Source organism: Cryobacterium sp. 10I5, assembly GCF_035019865.1.
Lineage (GTDB): Bacteria > Actinomycetota > Actinomycetes > Actinomycetales > Microbacteriaceae > Cryobacterium > Cryobacterium breve_A.
Genome location: NZ_JASJVI010000063.1, coordinates 1 through 22747 on the forward strand (window position 1 = coordinate 1; position 22747 = coordinate 22747).

23 protein-coding genes, 3 tRNA genes and 1 pseudogene are annotated in these 22747 nt (G+C 66.1%); 16 read left to right on the forward strand and 11 right to left on the reverse strand.

Annotation, left to right across the window (positions count from 1 at the left end; all coding sequences use genetic code 11):
* Nucleotides 1-105: 105 nt before the first annotated feature.
* The 5 genes from QN350_RS14180 to istA form a co-directional block, all read right to left on the reverse strand.
* Nucleotides 106-657, reverse strand: coding sequence for a GNAT family N-acetyltransferase (locus tag QN350_RS14180; protein WP_322138720.1), 552 nt, complete (start codon nucleotides 655-657; stop codon nucleotides 106-108).
* A 63-nt stretch (nucleotides 658-720) separates the two neighbouring features.
* Nucleotides 721-1149, reverse strand: a complete 429-nt coding sequence (locus tag QN350_RS14185; RefSeq protein WP_281533794.1) for a GNAT family N-acetyltransferase — start codon at nucleotides 1147-1149, stop codon at nucleotides 721-723.
* A 447-nt stretch (nucleotides 1150-1596) separates the two neighbouring features.
* Complete coding sequence (locus QN350_RS14190) at nucleotides 1597-1803, reverse strand: hypothetical protein (RefSeq protein ID WP_323503771.1); 207 nt, start codon at nucleotides 1801-1803, stop codon at nucleotides 1597-1599.
* A complete protein-coding gene (locus QN350_RS14195; protein WP_323503772.1) occupies nucleotides 1803-2552 on the reverse strand; it encodes an ATP-binding protein in 750 nt (249 codons plus the stop codon). Before QN350_RS14195 ends, QN350_RS14190 begins: the two co-directional genes overlap by 1 nt.
* Nucleotides 2549-4099, reverse strand: a complete 1551-nt coding sequence (gene istA, locus QN350_RS14200; RefSeq protein WP_323516770.1) for an IS21 family transposase — start codon at nucleotides 4097-4099, stop codon at nucleotides 2549-2551. Before istA ends, QN350_RS14195 begins: the two co-directional genes overlap by 4 nt.
* Nucleotides 4100-4131: 32 nt before the next feature.
* On the opposite strand from istA, the gene QN350_RS14205 reads away from it, so the two are divergent.
* Entirely contained in the window at nucleotides 4132-4782 is a 651-nt protein-coding gene (locus tag QN350_RS14205; RefSeq protein WP_323516775.1) for a helix-turn-helix transcriptional regulator, read from the forward strand.
* A gap of 66 nt (nucleotides 4783-4848) precedes the next feature.
* Complete coding sequence (locus QN350_RS14210; RefSeq protein WP_322138722.1) at nucleotides 4849-5334, forward strand: excisionase family DNA-binding protein; 486 nt, start codon at nucleotides 4849-4851, stop codon at nucleotides 5332-5334.
* A gap of 453 nt (nucleotides 5335-5787) precedes the next feature.
* On the opposite strand, the pseudogene QN350_RS14215 reads toward QN350_RS14210, so the two are convergent.
* Nucleotides 5788-6967, reverse strand: a pseudogene (locus tag QN350_RS14215) (integrase core domain-containing protein).
* A gap of 319 nt (nucleotides 6968-7286) precedes the next feature.
* On the opposite strand from QN350_RS14215, the gene QN350_RS14220 reads away from it, so the two are divergent.
* From QN350_RS14220 to QN350_RS14235, 4 genes are all read left to right on the forward strand, one after another.
* Nucleotides 7287-7862: a helix-turn-helix transcriptional regulator gene (locus QN350_RS14220; RefSeq protein ID WP_323503450.1), complete on the forward strand. Its 576-nt coding sequence runs from the start codon at nucleotides 7287-7289 to the stop codon at nucleotides 7860-7862.
* On the forward strand, nucleotides 7862-8464 hold the full coding sequence (locus tag QN350_RS14225; protein WP_323503452.1) for a DUF6036 family nucleotidyltransferase: 603 nt from the start codon (nucleotides 7862-7864) through the stop codon (nucleotides 8462-8464). Before QN350_RS14220 ends, QN350_RS14225 begins: the two co-directional genes overlap by 1 nt.
* Nucleotides 8465-8905: 441 nt before the next feature.
* Nucleotides 8906-9100: a hypothetical protein gene (locus QN350_RS14230; RefSeq protein ID WP_323503454.1), complete on the forward strand. Its 195-nt coding sequence runs from the start codon at nucleotides 8906-8908 to the stop codon at nucleotides 9098-9100.
* 225 nt (nucleotides 9101-9325) lie between these two features.
* Nucleotides 9326-10141, forward strand: a complete 816-nt coding sequence (locus QN350_RS14235) for a nuclease-related domain-containing protein (protein ID WP_323516788.1) — start codon at nucleotides 9326-9328, stop codon at nucleotides 10139-10141.
* A 12-nt stretch (nucleotides 10142-10153) separates the two neighbouring features.
* On the opposite strand, the gene QN350_RS14240 is transcribed toward QN350_RS14235, so the two are convergent.
* Nucleotides 10154-10591, reverse strand: a complete 438-nt coding sequence (locus QN350_RS14240) for a hypothetical protein (RefSeq protein ID WP_323503458.1) — start codon at nucleotides 10589-10591, stop codon at nucleotides 10154-10156.
* A gap of 182 nt (nucleotides 10592-10773) precedes the next feature.
* Here QN350_RS14240 and QN350_RS14245 point away from each other — a divergent pair, with 182 nt between their 5' ends.
* Both QN350_RS14245 and QN350_RS14250 read left to right on the forward strand, forming a co-directional pair.
* The gene (locus QN350_RS14245) at nucleotides 10774-11907 is read left to right on the forward strand and encodes a tyrosine-type recombinase/integrase (RefSeq protein ID WP_323503460.1); all 1134 of its coding nucleotides are present in this window, start codon (nucleotides 10774-10776) and stop codon (nucleotides 11905-11907) included.
* A gap of 98 nt (nucleotides 11908-12005) precedes the next feature.
* Nucleotides 12006-12731 carry a hypothetical protein gene (locus QN350_RS14250; protein WP_323503462.1) on the forward strand — a complete coding sequence of 242 codons (726 nt, stop codon included), beginning with the start codon at nucleotides 12006-12008 and terminating at the stop codon, nucleotides 12729-12731.
* A 212-nt stretch (nucleotides 12732-12943) separates the two neighbouring features.
* On the opposite strand, the gene QN350_RS14255 is transcribed toward QN350_RS14250, so the two are convergent.
* The 3 genes from QN350_RS14255 to QN350_RS14265 all read right to left on the reverse strand — a co-directional run bounded on the left by QN350_RS14255 (nucleotide 12944) and on the right by QN350_RS14265 (nucleotide 13328).
* A tRNA-Phe gene (locus QN350_RS14255) sits at nucleotides 12944-13016 on the reverse strand.
* Nucleotides 13017-13084: 68 nt separating this feature from the next.
* A tRNA-Asp gene (locus QN350_RS14260) sits at nucleotides 13085-13158 on the reverse strand.
* 97 nt (nucleotides 13159-13255) lie between these two features.
* Nucleotides 13256-13328: transfer RNA gene (locus tag QN350_RS14265), tRNA-Glu, on the reverse strand.
* Between the two features lie 251 nt (nucleotides 13329-13579).
* Between QN350_RS14265 and QN350_RS14270 the strand changes: the two genes are divergently transcribed.
* Nucleotides 13580-14992: a peptidoglycan DD-metalloendopeptidase family protein gene (locus QN350_RS14270; RefSeq protein WP_322138723.1), complete on the forward strand. Its 1413-nt coding sequence runs from the start codon at nucleotides 13580-13582 to the stop codon at nucleotides 14990-14992.
* Entirely contained in the window at nucleotides 14985-16376 is a 1392-nt protein-coding gene (locus QN350_RS14275; RefSeq protein WP_322138724.1) for a C40 family peptidase, read from the forward strand. Before QN350_RS14270 ends, QN350_RS14275 begins: the two co-directional genes overlap by 8 nt.
* Nucleotides 16377-16577: 201 nt before the next feature.
* Here QN350_RS14275 and QN350_RS14280 read toward each other — a convergent pair whose 3' ends face one another.
* A complete protein-coding gene (locus QN350_RS14280) occupies nucleotides 16578-17069 on the reverse strand; it encodes an inorganic diphosphatase (protein ID WP_134446288.1) in 492 nt (163 codons plus the stop codon).
* 45 nt (nucleotides 17070-17114) lie between these two features.
* Here QN350_RS14280 and tilS point away from each other — a divergent pair, with 45 nt between their 5' ends.
* The 6 genes from tilS (at nucleotide 17115) to folB (ending at nucleotide 22744) form a co-directional block, all read left to right on the forward strand.
* Nucleotides 17115-18317 (forward strand): tRNA lysidine(34) synthetase TilS, encoded by a 1203-nt coding sequence (gene tilS, locus QN350_RS14285; RefSeq protein ID WP_323516795.1) that lies wholly within the window; start codon nucleotides 17115-17117, stop codon nucleotides 18315-18317.
* 32 nt (nucleotides 18318-18349) lie between these two features.
* Complete coding sequence (gene hpt, locus QN350_RS14290; RefSeq protein ID WP_134446290.1) at nucleotides 18350-18901, forward strand: hypoxanthine phosphoribosyltransferase; 552 nt, start codon at nucleotides 18350-18352, stop codon at nucleotides 18899-18901.
* Between the two features lie 88 nt (nucleotides 18902-18989).
* Nucleotides 18990-21002 (forward strand): ATP-dependent zinc metalloprotease FtsH, encoded by a 2013-nt coding sequence (gene ftsH / locus QN350_RS14295; RefSeq protein WP_323516808.1) that lies wholly within the window; start codon nucleotides 18990-18992, stop codon nucleotides 21000-21002.
* Nucleotides 21003-21009: 7 nt separating this feature from the next.
* Nucleotides 21010-21579 (forward strand): GTP cyclohydrolase I FolE, encoded by a 570-nt coding sequence (gene folE, locus QN350_RS14300; RefSeq protein ID WP_323503469.1) that lies wholly within the window; start codon nucleotides 21010-21012, stop codon nucleotides 21577-21579.
* The gene (folP, locus tag QN350_RS14305; RefSeq protein WP_323503471.1) at nucleotides 21576-22382 is read left to right on the forward strand and encodes a dihydropteroate synthase; all 807 of its coding nucleotides are present in this window, start codon (nucleotides 21576-21578) and stop codon (nucleotides 22380-22382) included. The genes folE and folP overlap by 4 nt, the downstream gene beginning before the upstream one ends.
* On the forward strand, nucleotides 22379-22744 hold the full coding sequence (gene folB, locus QN350_RS14310; protein ID WP_322138729.1) for a dihydroneopterin aldolase: 366 nt from the start codon (nucleotides 22379-22381) through the stop codon (nucleotides 22742-22744). Before folP ends, folB begins: the two co-directional genes overlap by 4 nt.
* The last annotated feature ends 3 nt before the right edge of the window (nucleotides 22745-22747 follow it).

The following is a 22747-nucleotide window of genomic DNA, read 5'->3' on the forward strand; positions in this document are numbered from 1 at the left end:
GGCGGAAACGGCGATTCTCGCCGACGATTGCAGCGTTGGCTGTCGCGCTGGATGCACGTTGCCAGGCCGTCGACGAAAGGGATGCGCTGAGAACGCCGCTTGGCGCTACCGTTCTCGCGTCACCAGCGCAGCCTCTTCGCGCGAATCCAAGTCGAGCACATACGTTTGCGTCGGCCGGTTCAGTAATGAGTGTGGGAAGGGCTCGCCCAAGGGGCGCCAATCCTCACTCGAATAAAGGTCGAGAGCCGGGCGATTGTCCGCCAGTACGTGCAAAACTGCGCGCTTATGGCCTTGGCGTTTGAGCTCGTTGGCGATGCTGACCAGGAGCGCTCTCCCGAGTCCACTTCCTTGGGCGCCTGGTACAACGGCGAGCAGGCTGACCACCGCAGCGTCGGGTGGGTCGGTCGGCAGACCACTCTTGGGTGTTGTTGCGAGAACGAAGCCCCGGATTCCGGCACCGGTTTCCTCGGCCACGATCCAACTCTCGCCGTGGTCGAACTTCGGTTGAGCGCGTTCGGCTACTCCTGCGACGGCCACCCCATCGCGTTCGGCGCACGCCCGAACCCACAGCGCGACGCAGTCCGTGGTGTCAGCTGCAGTGCCGGCACGGAAGGCGGGGGACTGGCGGGCACTTGCCCCTCGAATCCGGATACTCATGACGAGAGCCTAGCGACAGGCCGACGTGCCGTCCGGTGATGATCGCAGCACGGGCAATGTGGGTCAGGAGTGTGGTTTATCCGGACGTTCCATCCAGGTCTCAGGTGCTGCCACGCCGGTGAATCCGAATTTGGCGTACAGGCCGTGAGCGTCAGCGGTGGCGAGCGCGATCCGGCGCAGCCCGAGGGGGCGGCAGTCTTCGACGATGCCCGCGATGAGCATTTCCCCGAGGCCCTGTCCGCGAACCTCTGGGTCGACGAAAACATCGCACAGCCACGCAAATGTCACCCCGTCGGTGATCATCCGGGCGTAGGCGACCTGCCGGCCCGATTCGGTGTCGTAGATGCCGAAATTGCGTGAGCCGTCGATCGCCGCGTCCTGTCGGGACCGGGAGCGCCCGGGTGCCCAATAGGACTGCTCGCTGATCCAGCGATGGACCGTGTCCCGGTCGATCTCAGCGGCATCCGGGGAAAACCGATAGTGAGCAGTCATGCCTTCATCTAACCGGTCACCAGCGCCGACAATCGTCCCTATTGCCGAGTGTCTCCGGTGCGCGCTCCAGTTCGCGGACGATTCGCTGCGAGCGGATGTGGCGGCGCGGCTGCAGGAATCTTGGCCCGATCAACCGGTGACTTCACCGGTCCACCACGCTACGTTTTTACTAATTGGTAAAAAAGTGGTGGGATCATGAGCGCAGGAATCCTGGCTCGTTCTGCCCGCGCGGCGAGCGGTCTGAGTCAGAGTGAGTATTTGATGCTTTGAGAGCCACTCAATCGCGCGTTTCAGAGCCACCGATCGTGCGGAAGAGAGCCAGTGGTGGTGTGGTTCAGAGCCACTGGCCCTCTCCGCCCGGTGTTAGGTGCGTTTCGTCACCATCGAGCCGGCCATTTCGGCGCTAGGAAACCTGCCAGTGCGGCGCGGTTTCCAACCACAGCCAGGTCAGAACGGCGGGTCGACGGGATCCTTGTCGGCCGGAGTGCCGTCGCGGGCAACAGCGCTGCCCGTGCTCCATCCTGCGTCGGGATCGAGGAAGTCCTCGGGCCAGGGCGCCGGGTGTCCGGCGTCGTCCCACCATCCCGTTTCACCGCCAGCGGCAAGGAGAGCGAGGTCCTGGTCTCGGGTGCGTGCTCCAGGGCGCCTCTTCATCAGGTGCTGGCCAGAGCGGTGTGCTCGCGCATGTTGTAGGTGCCTGTCTCAACCCAGACCGTGTTGTGGATGATCCGGTCCATGATCGCGTCCGCGTGAACGCCGGAGCCGAGGCGCTGATGCCAATCCTTCTGTTGATACTGGGTGCAGAACACCGTTGACGTGTCGCCGTAACGACGCTCCATCAGCTCCAGCAGCATCGTCCGCATCGACTCCGTCGGCTTATCCAGCAGCCACTCATCAATGACGAGGAGGGTGAACGCCGCGTATTTGCGGAGGAACTTGCCCGACCCGCCGGGGGTGTCCTGGGCGGCGACCCAGGCTTCCTCGAGGTCGGGCATGCGGACGTAGTGGGCGCGGATGCGGTGTTCGCAGGCGCGTTTAGCGATCGCGCAGCCCAGATACGACTTCCCCGACCCGGTGAAGCCCTGGAAGACCACGTTCTGCTGCCGGGTGACGAAGGAGCAGGTGCCGAGCTGGGTCAGCAGCTGCCGATTCAGTCCGCGCTCGTCGAGCAGGTCGATGCGCCGCAGATCCGCGTTCGGATACCGCAGTCCCGCCCGCCGGATCAGACCCTCGACTTTGGAGTGCATGAACGTCGAGTAGGCGTCATCGACGACCAGCCGGACCCTCTCCTCGAAGGCCAGGCCGATCGACAGTGTGTCGTCCTGGGTGTCGATCGCCTGCAGCAGCTCGCCGGCGTTCATCTCGCGCAGCTTGCGTTTGGTCTCCCCATCGAGGGCGCTCATCGGGTCCCTCCGGCGTAGTAGGCGCCGCCGCGAACATAACCGCCGTCATCCGGCTCGGGCTCGGGGGCGTGTCCGGTCTTGTCCTGCCCGGTGTCGAGGATCGGCCGCAGATGCGCATAACGCGGGGAGCGGACCGGGCCCCGCAGCGCCAGCGCGCAGGCGGCCTCGACCCGGGCCGGGGGAAACCGGCGCGACAGCCGCAGCACCGCCAGCGCGGCGTCAAAGCCGGCCTCGTCGATGAACACGCTCTCGAAGATCTTGGCCGTCACGGTGACCGTCGCCGGTCCCATCCGCGCCGCCCACTCCTCGATCCGTGCCCGGTCCCAGGCCTGGAAGCTGCGCCCCTCGGGCAGGTCCGCCTCGTTGGTTCGATACTGGTTGCTGGTCGTGGCAGGCAGCAGCAAATGGCTGGCCAGGCGCTCGTCGCGCCGATAGACCTCCAGCATCGTCTCGGTGACGCGAAGGTCCACCAGCGCGCCGATGTGGCTGAAGGGGACGGAGTAGAAGTTCTTGGCCCAGACCACGTGGGCGTTGGCGTTGACCTTCCGTTTATAGGACCAGGTGCTGATCTCGAACGGCGCCGCCGGCAGGGCCTGCAACAGAGGCTTCTCCTCCGCGGTGAACACGCTCAGGCGCGACCCGACGCGTTTCTGGAACGGCTCCCGGTTGTAGGCATCGATCCGTTCCCGGATCCGCAGGCGCAGCTGAGCCAGCGAGGTAAATGTCTCCTGCCGCAGCCCGGCGATGACCCAGGTCGCGACATGGGAGACAGTGTTCTCGGTGCTACTTTTGTCGCGCGGGTGGCGAACTCGACCCGGCAGCACCGCCGCCGAGTAGTGCGCCGCCATCTCCCGGTAAGAGTCGTTCAAAACGACCTCGCCTTCCTTCGGGTGGGAAATGACCCCGGTCTTCAAGTTGTCCGGCACCAGGCGCGGGACGCTGCCGCCGAAGAAGGCGAACATCGCGGTGTGGGCGCGAAGCCACGACTCCTGCTTCATGTCCAGGCAGGCTTCCACGAACGCGTAGCGGCTGAACGGCAGGCAGGCGACGAACAGATACACCTTGCGTCTCTCGCCCGTCGTGGGATCCAGCAGTTGCATCGTGGGTCCGGACCAGTCGACCTCGATGCTGCGCCCGGCCTTGTGACCGACCCGAGACGTGGCCCCCGACACCGCCGTGTAGTCGCCGTAGAGGCGGCAGAAGCGGTCGTAGCTCATCGTTGCCTGCGCCATGGACGTCGCGTCGACATACTCCTGATGGAGCAGCTTCAGCGTCACCCCGACCCGGGCCAACTCGGTGTGAATTCGAACCCAGTCCGGCTGCGCGAACACACTCTCGTAGACTCCGCGGCCTGGGAACAGCGCCGCATACACCTCGGCTTCCGACTTCTCCTCGACGTCGTCCCACCCGAGGCCGAGGCGGTCCGCAGCGTCGAGCACTGCCTGGACGCTGTTGCGGGCTGTGCCCTGCGCCGAGGCGATCGCCCTGCCCGACAACCCCTGGTTTCGTAGCTGCAAGACAAGTTTCGCCTTGATCTTCCGTACCATTACCGGTACTCCTTCCACCAGGTGTCCGTCACATGGTGGGAGGAGCTTTTCAGGTGGCTCTCAACCACACCAATCGTGGCTCTGAACGACACGATCCATGGATCGGCGAGGTGGCTCTGACGCGAACCACAGGTGGCTCCCTTGGAAGCCAATATTCACAGAGTGAGTTGGCCGCGAGATCCGGGATCGCCGGCTCCTCGCTGTCGCTGATCGAGAACGGCAAGCGTGAGCCCACGGTTGCGACGCTTGAGGCGCTCCTCCTCGCGACGCGGCACACCGTGGTCACCGTGCCGACCGTGCGGAGCGACGCGGCCCGGATCGCCGCGGAGATCGCTGACGCCTTCGCCGCATCCGACGAGCCCCTGGTATTCCGGCGCTTCCTGCAACTCGCCGGCAATCTGGCTGCCGAGAGCGGCGCGGCGCGAGTCGGCCTGACGCTGACGGAACCGCTCCCGACCGGCTCCGAGCATTGGGACACCGCCATCGCCGCGCTCTGCGAGTACCGACTGAACGCGGATGCGCTGCCGGTCCCGGACTGGATCCACACGAGAACCGGAAACGAGGGCAGCCCGTGGTCACCCCGGACCAGCGACTACGACATCCCCGCAGAGGTGGACCGGGTGCCTCGCGAGTTCCGTGACCGCGGCATCCTGATTCAGGCTGCCACGCTGGAGAGCGTTTGATGCCGTGCGAGGGTCTTCTGGTTTTCGAATATTTCGAATAGAGAGTCGCGAAGAAGGGTGATCACGATGAGTCTCACGCGTGAGAAACACCAATCGCGAACCTACCTGCCCAGCGACATAGATTCCCGTGCAATCGACGAATTTATTAGGCAGATCCAGAACATCCATCGCAAGAAAGCAACGCTCACGTCGGCCGACGGCGCACAGGTCATCGAGTTGCCTGAGCCTCTCTTTGACGCGCTGCGACAGGTCGCGGATGCGTTGAGCAACGGTAAGGGTGTCACGGTCGCTCCACAGGAATCCAAGCTCACGACGCAGTCTGCCGCCGACTTTCTCGGCATGTCGCGCCCAACGCTCGTCAAGCTCTTGGAGTCCGGGGAAGTTCCATTCGAGCTTGTTGGGCGGCACCGTCGGGTGACACTTCGGGACCTGGTGGAATACAAGGACAAATTCAGGGCCGAACGACGTGCTGTACTTCGCAAGATGGCTCGGGAGGGTCAAGAGGCGGGCATCCTGGGGCTGACGGCCGCGGAGATGCCGGGACGAAGCTAGCGCCCGATTTCTTTCCTCGTCAGGCGTGCTCGCCGATAACTCACAGGCCGGCCTCGTCGAGAATCGCTCTTTGTGCCCAGTGTCCCTGGCCTGCGTGCGATTCTCGGTGCGAACGGCGACACTGGGCGAGCGGATGCGGCGGCATCTGCTCTCGGGTCATTGTCAGGCCGGAGCAAAGACATCCGTTAACGAGAAAAACCCCGGATAACCGGGGATTTCAGCGGGTGGCCCCGACGGGCGTCGATCCCGTGACCTCTCGATTTTCAGTCGGATATAGGCCCTTGTGACCACGTGGAAGGGGGTCAAGATCCGCGTAAAATCAACGAAGTTGCCGTCACAGTGATCACCGAAATCACCTCGTTTTTCCCCAGTTGTGGGCAAAATGTGGGCAAGAATGAGGGCACCGAAGGGCGGTGGAGTGTGATGTATCAGGACATCGCTGACGTTTCTGCATCAGGACATCTCTGACAGTTCATGTATCGGGACATCGCTGACACTCACAGGGTCATGGGTGGGCGTCCCCTGCTATTGCCGCTGCCGACGTACTTGGTTCCTGGAGCGGGCCACGGGTGCTCAATGAGCATCGTGCCCTCGTGATCGAAGACCAGCAGCGCGTCATCTTCCTCGACGAGGCGATGGTGCCGGCGAGGGCGCGGCTGACGTGGAATCGGGTCTGACGGATGAAGACGGTGCCGTTGTCGCGGACACGAGTCACTCGCAAGCCCTCCCCATCACCCAACGGTGCTGCAGGCCTCGGGGCCGGGCGTGGAGGTTCGACCTTCGGGGTGGCCTCCCACGCCTGCGCCGGTGTGATTCGGCCGGGCAGCCCCTGGTGGGGGCGTTCGGTGTTGTAGATCACGTCGAACATGTCGACCTGGGCCTGCAGCTGCTCGAGAGTCTCGGCCAGGGGTTGTTTGTTGAGGAACCGGAACAGGGTCTGGTGGAAGCGTTCGTTCTTGCCCTGCGTGGTGGGTTTGTAGGGTTTCCCGGTGATCGGTTCCACCCCCAGCGAAGTGACGTAGGTGACGAGCTGTCCGATGACGCCGCGCCGGGAGGGGTTCAGTGCTGCCCCGTTATCGCTGAGGAGTCGCTGCGGGACCCCGTGGGCTGTGATGCCTTTCTTCACTACGGTCAGGGCGCCCTCGGAGGTTTCTCCCCACGCGACCTGGGAGGCGACCGCGAAGCGGGAGTGGTCGTCGATGAGTTGGAAGATCACGCATTTCCGGCCGCCGGTAAGGACGTATTCGGTCGCGTCCAGCTGCCAGCACGCGTTCGGCGCCGGATAGACGAACCGCCGATACGAGGCCCGGGGCTTCTTCCGCGGCTCGACGCGGGCGACACCGGCATCGCGGAAGATCCTCGCCAGCGACGCCGTCGAGGGGACCGGGGTCATCCCCAGGGAACGCATCTTCTCGTGGACACTGATCGGCCCATGGTCCAGACCCGACCCCTCCAACACCGCCCGCACCCCGATTGCCTGCCGGGCCAGGTCATCCGTGAGTTTCGACGGACTTGCTCTGGGGCGTCTGGATCGAGGTTCCAACGCCGCAGCCGGCCCGTCCGTCGCTGCCCGTTTCCTGATCGCATAGAACGTCTCACGCGAGATCCCATGCTCGAGGCAGAACGTGCTCACCGCTCCCCTCGGTGCATCGGGCGGCCACTGGACGATGGCGAGGCGGACACGGGGATCAACAGGTTCAACACGGCTCATCCCTCAAACAATGACGGAGAACTGTCAGGGCCAAACACCGCGCAAGCGTCAGAGATCTATTGATGCAGAACTGTCAGGTATGTCCTGAGACATAACACGAAGGGCGGTGGAGAGCCCGTTCAGCCGCGATATTCGTCACAGTCTGACGTGATCCATTTTCTGAAATCTTGGCTGGATAGACCGGTGACTTCACGAAGCCACGGTGCTAGATTTTTACTAACTAGTAAAAGGTGGTGGGGTCATGAGCGCAGGAATCCTGGCTCGTTCTGCCCGTGCGGCGAGCGGACTGAGTCAGAGTGAGCTGGCCGTTCGATCCGGGATCGCCGGCTCCTCGCTGTCGCTGATCGAGAACGGCAAGCGTGAGCCCACGGTTGCGACGCTCGAGGCGCTCCTCCTCGCGACGCGGCACACCGTCGTCACGCTGCCGACTGTGCGCAGCGACGCGGCGCGGATCGCCTCGGAGATCAGTGCCGCGCTGGCCGATTCCGACGAGCCCCAGGCGTTCCGCCGCTTCCTGCAGCTCGCCGACAACCTGGCTGCCGAGAGAGGCTCGACACGAGTCGGCCTGACCCTGACCGAGCCGCTCCCGACCGGCTCCGAGCATTGGGACACCGCCATCGCCGCGCTGTGCGAGTACCGACTGAACGCGGATGCGCTGCCGGTCCCGGACTGGATCCTTGCCAAGGAGGGGAACCCTGACAACCCGTGGTCGCCCCGGACCAGCGACTACGACATCCCCGCAGAGGCGGACCGCGTGCCTCGCGAGTTCCGCGACCGCGGCATCCTGATTGAGGCTGCCACGCTGGAGAGCGTCTGATGCCTGGTGACCAACTCGACCGCGACGACCTCGTCCGCGGCCTTAGTGCGGTCATCGCGAAACTCCGCACGGCAGGCCAGCCCGCTGGCATCCGGATCGTGGGCGGCGCGGCGCTTGCTCTGCGCTATTTCGACCGTCGCACGACCGCCGACATTGATGCGCACCTGCTGCCCGAGGATCCCATCCTCAAGGCGGCCGCCGAGGTCGCCAACGAGCAGGGTTGGCCGCGCGACTGGCTCAACAGCAGCGCCACCATCTTCATCCCCGCCTACGGTGCCGACCCAGACTGGGAAATCCTCTATTCGGATGACGCCGTCACCGTGGAAGTCGCCTCCGCGCGCGCATTGCTCGCCATGAAGCTCAACGCCTCGCGGCCCGGACGAGACGTGCAGGACATCGCCAACCTGCTTGCAATCTGCGACATTCAGAACGTCGACGAGGCAGAAGCTCTGCTGGAGGAGTTCTACCCGGGCGACGGACTCCCCGACAAGGCGCTACGTCTACTGGGTCCGATCTTCGCGCAGGGGCTCCCGGCGGTGCCTGACACGCCAGCCTTCCCATTCCTCGGCTTGCCACCTGCGGACTCGGCCCCAGAGCAATAGCGAGTTGCGCGCGGCTCAGGATGGTATCCATTTCGGGGACGAAGACGGTCAGCGTCTGGCCCAGGGAATCGAAGAGCTTCGGCTCGAATTGCGGATGCCTTGTCGTGAGCGATCGGTAGCTACCTCCGGTCGATACGTCAAAGCGCGACCGTCAGCGAGGGTGCGACCATCGCTGACCGGTGTGCCGAGCGTTGTTCCGAGGCGGGCAGGACCGCAGTCGTGTGGCCCATTTTCGTCACCGAAACAAGCCCCACGGAGGGGGACTGAGACGGCTGCCTATTCGTTTGGGTATTCGTTTGGCTATTCGTTGAGAGCGAATACCCAAACGAATAGGTAAGGGGCCTCTTTCCCTGTCCCACCGCGACCCCCTCGCTACGCACGCTTCCCAACCCCCCACACCCAACGGCATTGTGTGGGGGGTTGGGAAGTAAAGGGGTAGCGGTGGGACAGGGAAAGAGAAAGAAGTGTGAGGGGGAGAGAAGAAGAAGAAAAAAGAGAAGAGAGAAATACAAAGACAAGTACAAAGAACGGAGGGAGAAACAGGAACAGCAGGGCGAACAGAGTCAGGAAATCAGGAGCTTCAAGGTGGGCCGAGATCGCGAAGTGGCGGACCGGGGCAGTGCGATTGGCGACTGACTGGAAGGAATGCGTTCGGACAGATGGATGCAATCGAAAGCGCAGGCATCCTCGGAGTCGTGGCCCCCAGTCGTGGTCACACGGGCCCGCTATGGCCTGAGTTCTCGTCCGGGCCGCCGTAGCGTTTCAAGAATGAGCAGTGAAGCGGCGTTGACGCCCAAGAGAATGCGACTTCGGTACTCCGGGCCCTGCCGCATTTGCGACGTCGAGATCCTTGCAGGGACGATGGCACGCTACGAACGCGAGACAAAGACGGTCGCCTGCCTGACCTGCGCTCAGGATTCGACGGTGGTCACTCCGTCCGTCGCCGGCCCGATTGAACGCAGCCCTATCGACACAGACGCGGTCACGAGCCCGGAGCCAGCACCCGAGGACCTCGAGGTGTTCGGGGGTACGCCCGGCGCATCGGCCCAGCGAGAGCACGACCGCCGCAAAGACAAGCGTGAGACCCGGATCCGCGAGAACCACCCGCATATTGGTGGGCTCATCCTGGCGCTGAGCGACGAGCCGCAGAGCACCCGGGCGTGGGCTGTCGGGGCGCAGGGCGAGGTGGCCCTGGGTCAGCGGCTCGACAAGCTCAGCGGGAGTGGCGTCCACGTCCTGCACGACCGTCGCATTCCTCCGACGCGAGCCAATATCGATCACATTGCGGTCTGCCCCTCGGGAGTCTTCGTCATCGACGCGAAGAAATATCAGGGTCGCCCCCGGCTGCAGGTCGAAGGAGGACTGATCCGGCCCCGGACCGAAACGCTCATGGTCGGGTCTCGCAAACAAGACGGGCTGGTTGCTGGTGCGCTCAAGCAGGTCGCGCTAGTTAGGGCCGCGCTCGACGAGACAGGCATCGACGGCATCCCCGTGCATGGGATGCTCTGTTTCGTCGGAGCAGACTGGCCGCTTCTCGGTGGCGACTTCATCATTGCTGGAGTTCACGTCCTGTGGCCCAAGAAAGCTGTCGAGCACCTGCAGAAGACGGGGCCTCTCGACGAGCCGGTCATGCTGCAGATCTACCGAGCTCTCGCGTCGGCCTTCCCGCCGGCGTGATTACGTGACCTGTTATTGAGTACCGCTGGGCCAGGGTGAGTCAGGCATCGGTCGCAGTCTTCCCAAGGACTCGGCCGAGATCGGCTGCTTGTGCTCGTTCACTGCAGGTGCGAACGCCACAACGGACCAGACGACTTCGCCGCAGTTTCGGATTGTGATGTCAACGAGACGCCCGGAGAGAGGCCACAGGGTCCATTCCATCTGGGCGTCCGTGCCCGTGCCGCCCGACGTCTTACGCATGATTGATAGCTGGACCCCGCCTGTATTGGCAGCCTGGACCGACCACTCGGACATCAACACGCTGGCTGCCTGTTTTTCGAGCCGTCCATCACGCAGCGCTACCTCGAAGAATTCCTGGGCGCGATTGAACTCGTCATCCTCAACGAGCCAGACCTCGACGAAGAGTTGCCCGTCGAGAGTCGAGACGATGACCCTATCCGCTGCGCTCATATCCGTAGTGTCGCACTGTCAGGCGCGTGCGGGCTCTTCATCGGTGTGTTCTCGCGCGTTAGCTCTCATCGGCCTGAGTCGAACCACTTCTATGCCATATGCAGGCAAATTCGGCGACCTCGATTGTCTGCGGTTCCTGGTAGATCAGGGTAGGACAGAGGCGAGCGACAACGGGAGGAAGCATGGGCTCCGTGACGTCCTACGAAACGGCGAGGGGCAAGCGCTACCGGGTGAGGTACCGTACGCCCGATCGGCACCAGACGGACAAGCGCGGATTTCGCACCAAGCGGGAGGCCGAAGACTTCCTGGCGTCCGTCGAGGTCTCGAAGATGCGCGGCGAGTGGGTCGATCCGACACGGTCGAAGGTGAACGTCGGTGAGTGGGCCGAGGCCTGGTACTCGGCGCAGCTGCAGATCAAGCCGACCACGCGGGCCGGGTACCGCCTGTACCTGGACAAGCACGTGCTGCCGAAATGGGGGACCGTGCCACTCCGAAGCGTGCAGCACGCCGATGTGCAGCGCTGGGTGAGCAGTCTGGCTGCGGTGCTCGCCCCGTCCACGGTGCGTCAGATCCACCTCGTCCTGGCGGGCACGCTGAACTACGCCGTCAGGGACGGGCGCCTTGTGAAGAGCCCGAGCGACGACATCCGCTTGCCGCGGATCGTTCGCACGCCGCGTGGGTACCTCACGCACGACCAGGTCGCCCGGCTGGCCCGAGAGTGCGGAGAATTCGGCGACGTCGTGCGTTTCCTGGCGTACACCGGGCTGCGCTGGGGCGAAATGGCCGCGTTAAGGGTGGGGCGGGTCGATCTCGGCAAGCGGCGGATCGAAGTCGCCGAAGCGGTCTCGGAGGTCGGCGGGGCCGCTGTCTGGGGGACCCCGAAGGGCCACGGCCGCCGCTCCGTGCCGTTCCCGGCGTTGCTGGCCACCGAGCTTGCGCAACGGTGCCAGGGCAAGCGCACGAAGGACCTCGTCTTCACGAGCGCGGCGGGTGCGTGGCTGCGCAACGGCAATTTCCGGCACCGGCACTTTGACCCGGCGCTGACACTCATCCGCGAGGGACGCAACACCCCGGACGACCCCGTCCTGAACGTAGAGGCCGACCCGAACTTCCCCCTCGTGACCCCGCACGACCTGAGGCACACGGCCGCGTCGCTGGCGGTGTCGGCTGGGGCGAGCGTGAAGAGCGTGCAACGGATGCTGGGCCACGCCTCGGCCGCCATGACGCTCGACGTCTACGCCGACCTGTTCGACGACGACCTCGATGCTGTCGCCCGCGCACTCGATGACCAAGCGAATGCTTCAGGGCGCGGATAAGACTGCTGAGCCCTTAGGCCTCCGCTATCGCTGTGCGCTCGTAGGGGTGAGTACGCGCGGATTTGAGCTGATCGACGGTTATGTTTGGCGGAAGGACCATGCGTGCGCGTGCAGAGTTCTCGATCGCGGGTTCATGCTCGGTGGTGGATGCCCGCTTGACTGTGAGCGATATGGCCTTGGGAGGACATGTGATGGAGACCGATTCGGGTCAGGCGGTCGACAGCAGACGCTTAGGGACTCGCGGGCGCCAGCGGGGTATCGTCGCGATCCTGCTCATTTTGGTCGCCGTTGACGCTGTATTGATGATGGTTGGGCCGTTCCTTGGACGAGGGTATGTCGTGTCGGTGATCGCTGGGGCAGTGCTGGTCGTGGCTGGCATGCTTTACCAGCGGCGCGTGATGAACGAGCTGCGGGCTGCCATGCTCCGAGCTGATCCAGGCGCGAGGGTGATCCTGGGCCAGCTGACACGCACGTCCCCAACTCCGGCCTCGATCGCTGGTTTTCACAAAAGCTCCTCGATCAACCGGAGTAGCTGGCAAGTCGGAGTTTCCATTCGGGCGAACTCGATGGAGACCTGGGCGTGGGACAGTCGCACTCCCCGTCGCGCCAGCCGGATTTCACGTTCCGTGATTACGTCGGTGACTATCGACTCTGGCTATGTTGATTTTTTGCGGATCGAGTGGATGGAGCGCGGAACGACTCAATGGATTGAGCTTGCGCTCATCGACTTGGATCGGATAGTTCCGAGATTCATGAAAAGCGCAGCGATTGAACAAGCCACCGCCGGGCTGCGAATTGAAGCCACGGGATCGCTGATCGAATGACGCTGTTGTTTCGGCAAACCGGAACACTGACGGCACCAACATCCGTCCGTACGCCTGCACGGAATCGCAGTCTGAAGGCCGTTCCAATCGCCGTTCATGACCACGTGACATGTTTCATGTGTGGGCAAAATGTGGGCAAAAGCCGATTTCGAGGCCGGAGAATAGACATCCGTTAACGAGAAAAACCCCGGATAACCGGGGATTTCAGCGGGTGGCCCCGACGGGCGTCGATCCCGTGACCTCTCGATTTTCAGTCGAACGCTCTACCAACTGAGCTACAGGGCCAGAAAGTAACTCGAGAAGTCGCTTTCCAAGGAAAAAACCCTCTCTCTCGAAAGGGCGTTTTGCCTTTGCGACCCTGACCGGACTTGAACCGGCGACCTCCGCCGTGACAGGGCGGCGCGCTAACCAACTGCGCTACAGGGCCTCACAATGAGAACCAAACGTACGTTTTCATTTATTCGGTGTTACTTGTACTGATTTACTACCTGCTTATTGTTGCACATTCAGTTAGGCAGGTTGCGTAGCCCCAACGGGATTCGAACCCGTGTTAACGCCGTGAAAGGGCGCCGTCCTAGGCCTCTAAACGATGGGGCCGAGACGCCATAAACTTCATGGCTACCGACGAGTAAGCATACGGTCTCTTGGGCGAAAACCCCAAATCGACTCCTGGGCGGATGCCCGTGGCGTGTCGCCGACGCCCCGGCGCGCCCACGAATGGCGGCCGATCCGCCCGGTTGGGGGTTAGATTCGGGTCCGATAGCGGGCGATACTGGCGCGAACTTGTTACTGTGAAAAGAGTGGCATCGTGACCAGTGTGTTCACGCGGTGCCCAATCAGGGAGTTCTATGCGCAAGGCAGTGACGAGTGACCGCGTGGCCAGAGAACGGCCGGGTCCGCTCCGGCCGCTCAACGGACGCCGCGTTCACGGTCATCGGGGCCTGATCAGAGGCACCGCCGCCACCGCCCTCGCGACGGCCATCGCCCTCATCGTCACTCTCGTCATTCCCGCCGTCGGCGCCCAGGCGGTCGACTATCCGAGCTGGCAGGACGTGCAGAACGCCAAGTCGAACACCGCCGCCGCATCCGCCAAGGTCACCGAAATTCAGAATCTGATCTCGAACCTTCAGACCCAGGTCGCGCAGACCCAGGCCGAGTCCGAGAAGCGCGGCGCCGAGCTCCAGGTCGCGCAGGAGAAGTACGACGACGCGACCCGGCGTGCCTCCGACCTGCAGACCCAGGCCGACGCGAGCAAGGCGACAGCGGATGCCGCGACGAAGCAGGCCGGTCAGCTCGCCGCCCAGCTCTACCGCACCGGGGGCACCGACCTCACCGTCAACCTCCTCCTCGACGGCGAGGCGAGCGGCACCGGCGCCGACGCCCTGCTCTCCAAGCTCGGCAGCATGAGCAAGATGGTCGAACGCAGCACGGGCGTCTACGAAGAGGCCCAGGCCGCCACGAACTCCGCGCAGGCGCTCGGCGACCAGGCCAAGATCGCCCGGACCGAACGCGAGGCACTCAGCGTCGCCGCGCAGGCCGCGCTCGTCGTCGCCCAGGCAGCCGCGGAAGCGGCCGCGAACGCCCTTGCCGAATCCCAGTCGAAGAGCGTCGAACTCGCCGCCCAGCTCGCCTTCATGCAGGACGCGCAGGCCTCCACGACGGCAGGCTATGAAGCCGGCGTCGCCGAGCGTGCCCGCCTCGCCGCAATCGAGGCGGCCCGGGTGGCCGCCGCGGCGGCCGCAGCGGCAGCCGCCAACCGAGCCAGTGCCAGCAGCGGTGGTGGTGGCGGTGGCGGCGGCAGTGCCGGCGCCGGCCTCGGCGGCGGGTACATCAGCTCCCAGGGTTGGGCCGTTCCGGCCAGCGGGCGCATCACCGACGGCTACGGTGCCCGGGCAACGCTCTGCAGCAGCGGCGGAGCCTGCAGCGGCAGCTTCCACTACGGCACCGACCTCGGCGCCAGCTGCGGCTCCCCGATCTACGCGGCCCACGACGGCACCGTCGAATACGCCGGCCCGCTCGGCACCTACGGCAACTTCGTGCTGATCAGCAATGGCGGCGGCGTCGAAACCGGCTACGCCCACATCCGGTCCGGTGGCACCTTCGTCTCGGTCGGCCAGAGTGTCTCCGTCGGTCAGAACATCGCGAGCGTCGGAATGACCGGCGCGGCGACAGGCTGCCACCTGCACTTCGAGGTGCGCACGGGCGGCAACAAGATCAATGCCGTGCCGTTCATGGCAGCCAGAGGAGCACCTCTTGGCTAACGACGGCACGTCTTTCACGAGGCGGAAGCCCGTGCGCCTCTTCGCCGCGGCCGTCGCGATCGGCGCGGTGTCGGCATCCGTCGGAATCATCGCGCCCGCCGCCTACGGAGACCAGGGCTACCCCAGCTGGGACGACGTGCAGAAGGCGAAGGCGAACGAGGCGACCAAACAGGCCGAGATCGAGAAGATCACGACGCTGCTGACCGGCCTGCAAACGGCGGCGGATGCTGCGTCCAAGGCCTCGCAGATCGCCGCGGAGGCGTACCGGGTCGCCCAGGACGAGCTCGACGCAGCCACCCTGCGTGAAACGAGCCTCACCGAACAGGCAGCGACCGCCTCGAAGAAGGCGGATACCTCCAAGATGCGGGCAGGCCTGATCGCCGCGCACCTGGCCAAGACCGGCGCGCAGGACCTCTCGCTCAACCTGTTTCTCAACGGCAGCAGCGCCGACGACCTCCTCGAGCAGCTCGGAACCGCGAGCAAGCTCAGTGAGCAGTCCGAGACCATCTACCGCGAGGCCGTCCAGGACAAGAACTCGGCAGAGTCCCTCGGCGGGCAGGCCGCGGCGGCGACCGCGGAGCGCACCCGGCTCACGGGCGAGTCGATGACGAAGTTCGACGCTGCGAGCTCCGCCGCCCAGTCCGCGGAGGCCGCTCTCGAGGCCGAGCAGCAGAAGTCGAACGATCTCTACGGGCAGCTCGCCCTCCTCAAGGACACCACGGCAGACACCGAGCGGTCCTACCAGGCCGGTGTGGATGCCGCGGCTGCGGCGGCCGCCCTCGCTGCGGCTCAGTCCGCTGCAGCGGCGAAGGCTGCCGCAGACCAGGCTGCGTCGGCCGCGCGGGCCGCGGCGGCAGCGGCGGCGGCTCAGGCTCAGCCTCCGGCTGCGAGCGGCGGCGGTAATTCGGGCTCGGGCAGCTCGGGATCCGGCAACTCTGGATCAGGCAGCTCCGGTTCCGGCTCGTCCTCGGGCGGCGGCGCGGCGACCGCGCCGGCTCCGAACGCGAGCGCGGTGCAGACCGCAATCGCCTTCGCCAGACAGCAACTCGGCGACCGCTATCTTCTCGGCGGCTCGGGCCCCGACGCATGGGACTGTTCCGGGCTGACCAAGGCCGCGTATGCCGCGGCCGGCGTCTACATCGGCACCCATTCCGCCACGAACCAGTACAACACCATGGCCAGCCAGGGCCGGCTCGTCTCCTTCAGCAACGTGCAGGTCGGCGACCTCGTCTTCTGGGGCGGCGGCGGCGACTACTACCACGTGGCCATCTACGTCGGCGGCGGCCAGGTCCTCGAGGCCCCCGACGTCGGAAAGCCCGTGCGTATCCACGCGATCTGGTCGCCCGGCGACGTCGCCTCCTACGTGGGCCGCCCCACCGGCTGACCCGCCCCGCAGGCGCAACGGCGCAACTCCCGCGCTCGGCTCAGGTTGAGCGCCGCGCACCATTTCCGCCGCTTCGCTGCCGGCATGCCTGGTGCGGATCGGCGCACGTGGCGCGCGAGAGCGGATGCCGGCGGCCGCGGCACGCAGAAAGGCCCCCCGGAGTGATCCGGGAGGCCTTCGTGGTGCGCGAAGCGCTGAGGGTCAGTGACCTTCGGCGGCGAGCTTCTTGATGCCGTCTTCGACGATCTGGTTGGCTTCGGCGGCGTCGCCCCAGCCCTCCGTCTTGACCCACTTGTTCGGCTCGAGGTCCTTGTAGTGCTCGAAGAAGTGCTCGATTTCCTTGCGGGTGTATTCCGGGATGTCGAGGACGTCCTGGATGTGGTCCCAGCGAGGGTCGCCCGCGGGAACGGCGATGACCTTGGCGTCCGAGCCACCGTCATCCGTCATGTTGAAGACACCGACCGGACGCACAGAGACGCCCACGCCGGGGAACAGCGGGAAGTCGAGCAGCACGAGAACGTCGACGGGATCGCCGTCGAGGCCGAGGGTGTTCTCGAAGAACCCGTAGTCCGTCGGGTAGACGAAGCTCGTGTACAGCACGCGGTCGAGGTAGACCCGCCCGGTCTCGTGGTCGACCTCGTACTTGTTGCGGCTTCCCCGGGGAATTTCGATTACTGCGTCATATGCGGCCATGGCCTGGTCTCTCCCTTGTTCACGGTCTCCGGATAACGTTACTGGATGGAGTCCACGCGCCGCCCGAGACTGACACCGGAGATCGCCGACATCCGCAGGGCGATCCGCAGCGTGCTGGCGGATGCCGGGCTCGGCCCCGCCGTGGCGCCTTCCGGCCCCGCCGCCCCGCCGTCTGATCCGGTCCTGCCGGACTCCGCCCTGCCGGACTCCGGCGCCTCGCACCGCCGCCCGCTCGTCCTCGTCGGCCTCAGCGGCGGCCCGGACTCACTGGCGCTCGCGGCCGGGACCGCGTTCGAGGCGCCCCGGGCGGGTCTCCGCGCCGGGGCCGTGATCGTCGACCACGCGCTCCAGCCCGGTTCCGCGGACGTCGCCGCCGAAGCCGCCCGGCAGGCCACGGCCCTCGGGCTCGACCCCGTGCTCGTCGTACGCATCGCCGTCGACCACGGCGAGAACCACCGGGGGAGTGCCGCAGACACCGACCCCGATACCGACCCCGCCGAGCGCTACAGCGGCCCGGAGGCTGCCGCCCGCACCGGCCGCTACGCCGCCTTCGTCCGCGCACTCGCCGACACCGGTGCGACGCACATCCTGCTCGGGCACACGCTCGACGACCAGGCCGAGACCGTGCTGCTCGGCCTCGCCCGCGGCTCCGGCCCGGTCAGCCTGCACGGCATGCTGCAGGTCAGCGACCCCTACCTTCGCCCCCTGCTCGGGATCCGCCGCGGCCAGACCGTCGCCGCCTGCACGGATGCCGGCCTCACCCCCTGGATGGACCCGCACAACGCCGAGCACCGGTTCGCCCGCGTGAGGGTGCGCGAGACCGTCCTGCCGGTCCTCGAGCGCGAGCTCGGGCCCGGCGTCGCCGAGGCGCTCGCCCGCACTGCGGACCTGCTGAGGGAAGACGAAGAAGCCCTCCGGGAACGCACGCTGGAGCTCGCCGAGGCCTGCTTCGAGGCCGTCACCGACGGCATCCGCGTGCCCGTCGCCGCGCTCGGCGCGCAGCCCGCAGCGCTGCGGAACCGGTTGATCCGCCTCGCAGCGGCCCGCGCGGCGGTCCCCAGGGCCCCGGGAACAGGCGCCTTCGTCGTGCTCGCACTACCCCGTGGGGCGACCCTGGCCGTCGGGCGGCTCGTGACCGATTGGCACGGTCAGGCTCCGCTCGACCTGCCAGGCGTTAGAGTTGTACGGCACGATGGCTGGCTTGTTTTCACCGCCGCCGCCGCGCTCATGACTCGCACGGCCAACTGAATACGCACAAAGCAAAGGACCCTCCCTCCCCCATGGAACCCCGCGACATTGATGGCGACCTCACCGAAATCCTGATCGAAGAAGAGCAGATCCACGGCCGCCTCGCCGAACTCTGCCGCCGGATCGAAGCCGATTACGCGGGCAAGGATCTCCTGCTCGTCGGCGTCCTCAAGGGCGCTGTCATGGTGATGGCCGACCTGGCCCGCGAACTCAAGCACCCGATCGCGATGGACTGGATGGCGGTCAGCTCCTACGGCTCCGGAACCCAGTCGAGCGGCGTCGTCCGGATCCTCAAGGACCTCGACACCGACCTGCACGGTCGCAACGTGCTCATCGTCGAGGACATCATCGACTCCGGACTGACCCTCTCCTGGCTGATCGCGAACCTCAAGTCACGCCAGCCGGAATCCGTCGAGATCTGCGCCCTGCTCCGCAAGCCAGACGCCGCCCGCGTCGACATCGACGTCAAGTACCTCGGCTTCGACATCCCGAACCAGTTCGTCGTCGGCTACGGACTGGACTACGCCGAGAAGTACCGCAACTTGCGTTCCGTCGCGGTGCTCGCCCCGCACATCTATTCCTGAGCAGCGGATGCCTTCCTCGACCCTCGCATCGCGCTCAGGGCGAACACACGGTCACCGCCCAGTGCGCGCACGGTAGCCTGACAACACCATGAACGTCAAGAAGCTACTCCGCGGGCCACTCCTCTACATCATTCTGGCGATTATCGCCGTCTGGATAGGGTCGAGTCTGATCACCATGTCCGGATTCCGAGAGATCCCGACCGCCCAGGGACTCCAGTTCCTCAAGGACGGCAAGGTCTCGGAGGCCAAGATCGTCGACGGCGAGCAGCGCGTCGACCTCACCCTGTCGCAGGCCGACGACAAGCTCGGCACGAAGGTGCAGTTCTACTACGTCGCCCCGCGTGGCACCGAGGTCGTGAACGCCGTCACGAGCGCAGACCTCTCCGGCGGTTTCACCGACGAGGTCCCGCAGACCAACTGGTTCGTGACCCTGCTCGGGTACCTGCTCCCTGTGATCCTGATCGGCGGGTTCGCCTGGCTGATGCTCTCGGGCATGCAGGGCGGCGGCAACAAGGTCATGCAGTTCGGCAAGTCGAAGGCCAAGCTCGTCTCGAAGGAGAGCCCGCAGGTCACCTTCGCGGACGTCGCCGGCGCCGACGAGGCCATCGAAGAGCTCGAAGAAATCAAGGACTTCCTCAAGGAGCCCGCCAAGTTCCAGGCCGTCGGAGCGCGCATCCCCAAGGGTGTGCTGCTCTACGGCCCTCCCGGAACCGGTAAAACCCTGCTGGCCCGCGCCGTCGCAGGCGAGGCCGGCGTGCCGTTCTACTCGATCTCCGGCTCCGACTTCGTCGAGATGTTCGTCGGCGTCGGCGCGAGCCGTGTGCGCGACCTGTTCCAGCAGGCCAAGGAGAACGCCCCCGCGATCATCTTCATCGACGAGATCGACGCCGTCGGCCGCCACCGCGGCGCCGGCATGGGCGGCGGGCACGACGAGCGCGAGCAGACTCTCAACCAGCTGCTCGTCGAGATGGACGGCTTCGACGTCAAGGCGAACGTCATCCTGATCGCCGCGACCAACCGTCCGGACATCCTCGACCCCGCGCTTCTCCGCCCCGGCCGTTTCGACCGCCAGATCGGCGTCGACGCCCCCGACATGCTCGGCCGTAAGAAGATCCTCGAGGTGCACTCCAAGGGCAAGCCGATGGCGCAGGGAGTCGACCTAGAGGTCCTCGCCCGCAAGACCCCCGGCTTCACCGGAGCAGACCTCGCCAACGTCCTGAACGAGGCCGCCCTGCTGACCGCACGCTCGAACGCGCAGCTGATCGACAACCGCGCCCTCGACGAGGCCGTCGACCGGGTGATGGCCGGCCCGCAGCGCCGCACCCGCATCATGCGCGACAAGGAAAAGCTGATCACCGCGTACCACGAGGGTGGCCACGCCCTCGTCGCGAGCGCGATGAACAACACCGACCCGGTCACGAAGATCACGATCCTTCCCCGCGGCCGTGCCCTCGGCTACACGATGGTCATGCCGCTCGAGGACCGCTACTCGGTCTCCCGCAACGAGCTCCTCGACCAGCTCGCCTACGCGATGGGCGGCCGTGTCGCCGAAGAGATGATCTTCCACGACCCGACCACCGGCGCGAGCAACGACATCGAGAAGGCCACAGCGACCGCCCGCAAGATGGTCACCGAGTTCGGCATGAGCGCCGCCGTCGGCCCGCTCAAGCTGGGCCAGGCATCCGGTGAGATGTTCCTGGGCCGCGACATGGGCCACCAGCGCGATTACTCCGAGCGTCTCGCCGAGAGCGTCGACACCGAGGTGCGCCTGTTGCTCGAGGCCGCCCACGACGAGGCGTACGAGGTGCTCGGCAAGAACCGCGCCATTCTCGACAAGCTCGCCGCGGAACTGCTCGAACACGAGACCCTCGGCCAGACCGAACTTGCGCCGATCTTCGCCGGCATCGAGAAGCTCCCGCCGCGCCCGCAGTGGCTCTCGAGCGACAAGCGCCCGGTTTCCGACGTACCCCCCATCGACATGCCGCTGCCCAAGGCGCCCATCGAAGAGGGCATCGTCGACGGCGGAGTGTCCAGTGGAGACACCGCGGAGACCAAGCCCAAGCGCGCGCGCGCCCGCACCCCGCGGCCCGCCACCGCCTAGGCCCCGGGTGGCAGTCGACAGGGCCCGAATCCAGGGTCTCGTCTCGGAGCTCCTCGCGGCGATCGGCGACGATCCGAACCGGCCCGGCCTGGCCGACACGCCGCGTCGCGTCTCCGAGTCCTACGGGGAGTTCTTCGCCGGCCTCGGCACGGACCCGCTCGACCTGCTGCAGGACACCATCCCGGTCGGCCCGACGACGGGCGAGCTCGTGCTCGTGCGCGACCTCGCGTTCCGCTCGGTCTGCGAGCACCACCTGCTCCCGTTCCTCGGCCGAGCCCACATCGCCTATCTGCCCGGCGAGAAGGTCGTCGGCCTCGGCCGGCTGCCCGCCCTCGTCGACTGCCTCGCCGCCCGCCCCCAGGTGCAGGAACGCCTGACCGAGGAGATCGCGGAGGCGCTCCAGACCGGTCTGGAGCCCCGCGGCATCCTCGTCGTGCTCGACGCCGTGCACGGGTGTGTCACCACGCGCGGCTCGCGTCAGGTCAACAGCTCGACGGTCACGCTCGCCGTGCGCGGCGAACTCGCCGAACCGGCCCGCCGTGCCGAAGTGATGGCCCTGATCGGCGCCGGCTCATGACCCGCATCATGGGCGTGCTCAATGTCACGCCCGATTCCTTCAGCGACGGCGGCAAGTGGGCGTCGACGGATGCCGCGATCCGGCACGGTCTCCTGCTCCGGTCCGAGGGCGCTGACGTCATCGACGTCGGCGGTGAATCGACGAGGCCCGGCGCCGGCCGCGTCGCCCCCGCCGTCGAACAGGCCCGGGTGATCCCTGTGATCACCGAGCTCGCCCGGCAGGGCCTGGTGCTGAGCGTCGACACCCTCAACGCCTCGACCGCTCGGGCGGCCGCGGCAGCGGGAGCGAGCATCATCAACGACGTCTCCGGTGGCCTCGCCGACCCGCTGATGGCCGGCGTCGCCGCCGAGAGCGGCCTGACCTTCATCGCGATGCACTGGCGCGGCCACGCCCGCACCATGGATGAGCTCGCGGTCTACGGCGACGTCGTCGCCGACGTGCGCGCCGAACTCGCCTGGCGCGTCGAGGCGCTCGTCGCCGCCGGGTTGTCGCGGGAGCGGATCGTGCTCGACCCCGGCCTCGGCTTCTCCAAACTCCCCGCCCACAACTGGACCCTGCTCGCCAACCTGGCCGCCTTCGACATGCTCGGCCTCCCTGTCATGGTCGGCGCCTCGCGCAAACGCTTCCTCGCGACCGCGCTCCCGGAAGGCGCCTCCATTCCCGCCCGCGACCTACCGAGCGCCGTCGTCAGCGTGCTCGCCGCCCAGGCGGGCGCCTGGGCCGTGCGCGTGCACGACGTCGCAGCGACCCGGGCGGCCCTGAAGGTGCTCTCGCTCGTGGAGTCGGCCAGAATAGAGCCATGATCCGCGATTGCATCACTCTCACCGGGCTGCGGGTCACCGCTCACCACGGCGTCTACGACTTCGAGCGTGAGAACGGCCAGGACTTCGTGATCGACGTCACCGTCTGGCTCGACCTGCACGCCGCGGCGTCGAGTGACGACGTCAACCGCACCATCCACTACGGCGAACTCGCGATCGAGGTGACCGAGGCCGCAGCGGTCAATCCGGTGGACCTGATCGAAACCGTCGCCGAGAGAATCGCGGGCGTCGTGCTCGCCCACCCCGCCGCGGAGACCGTTCAGGTCACCGTGCACAAGCCGCAGGCGCCGATCAGCGTCCCCTTCACCGACGTCTCCGTGCAGATCACGAGGTCCCGCCCGTGACCC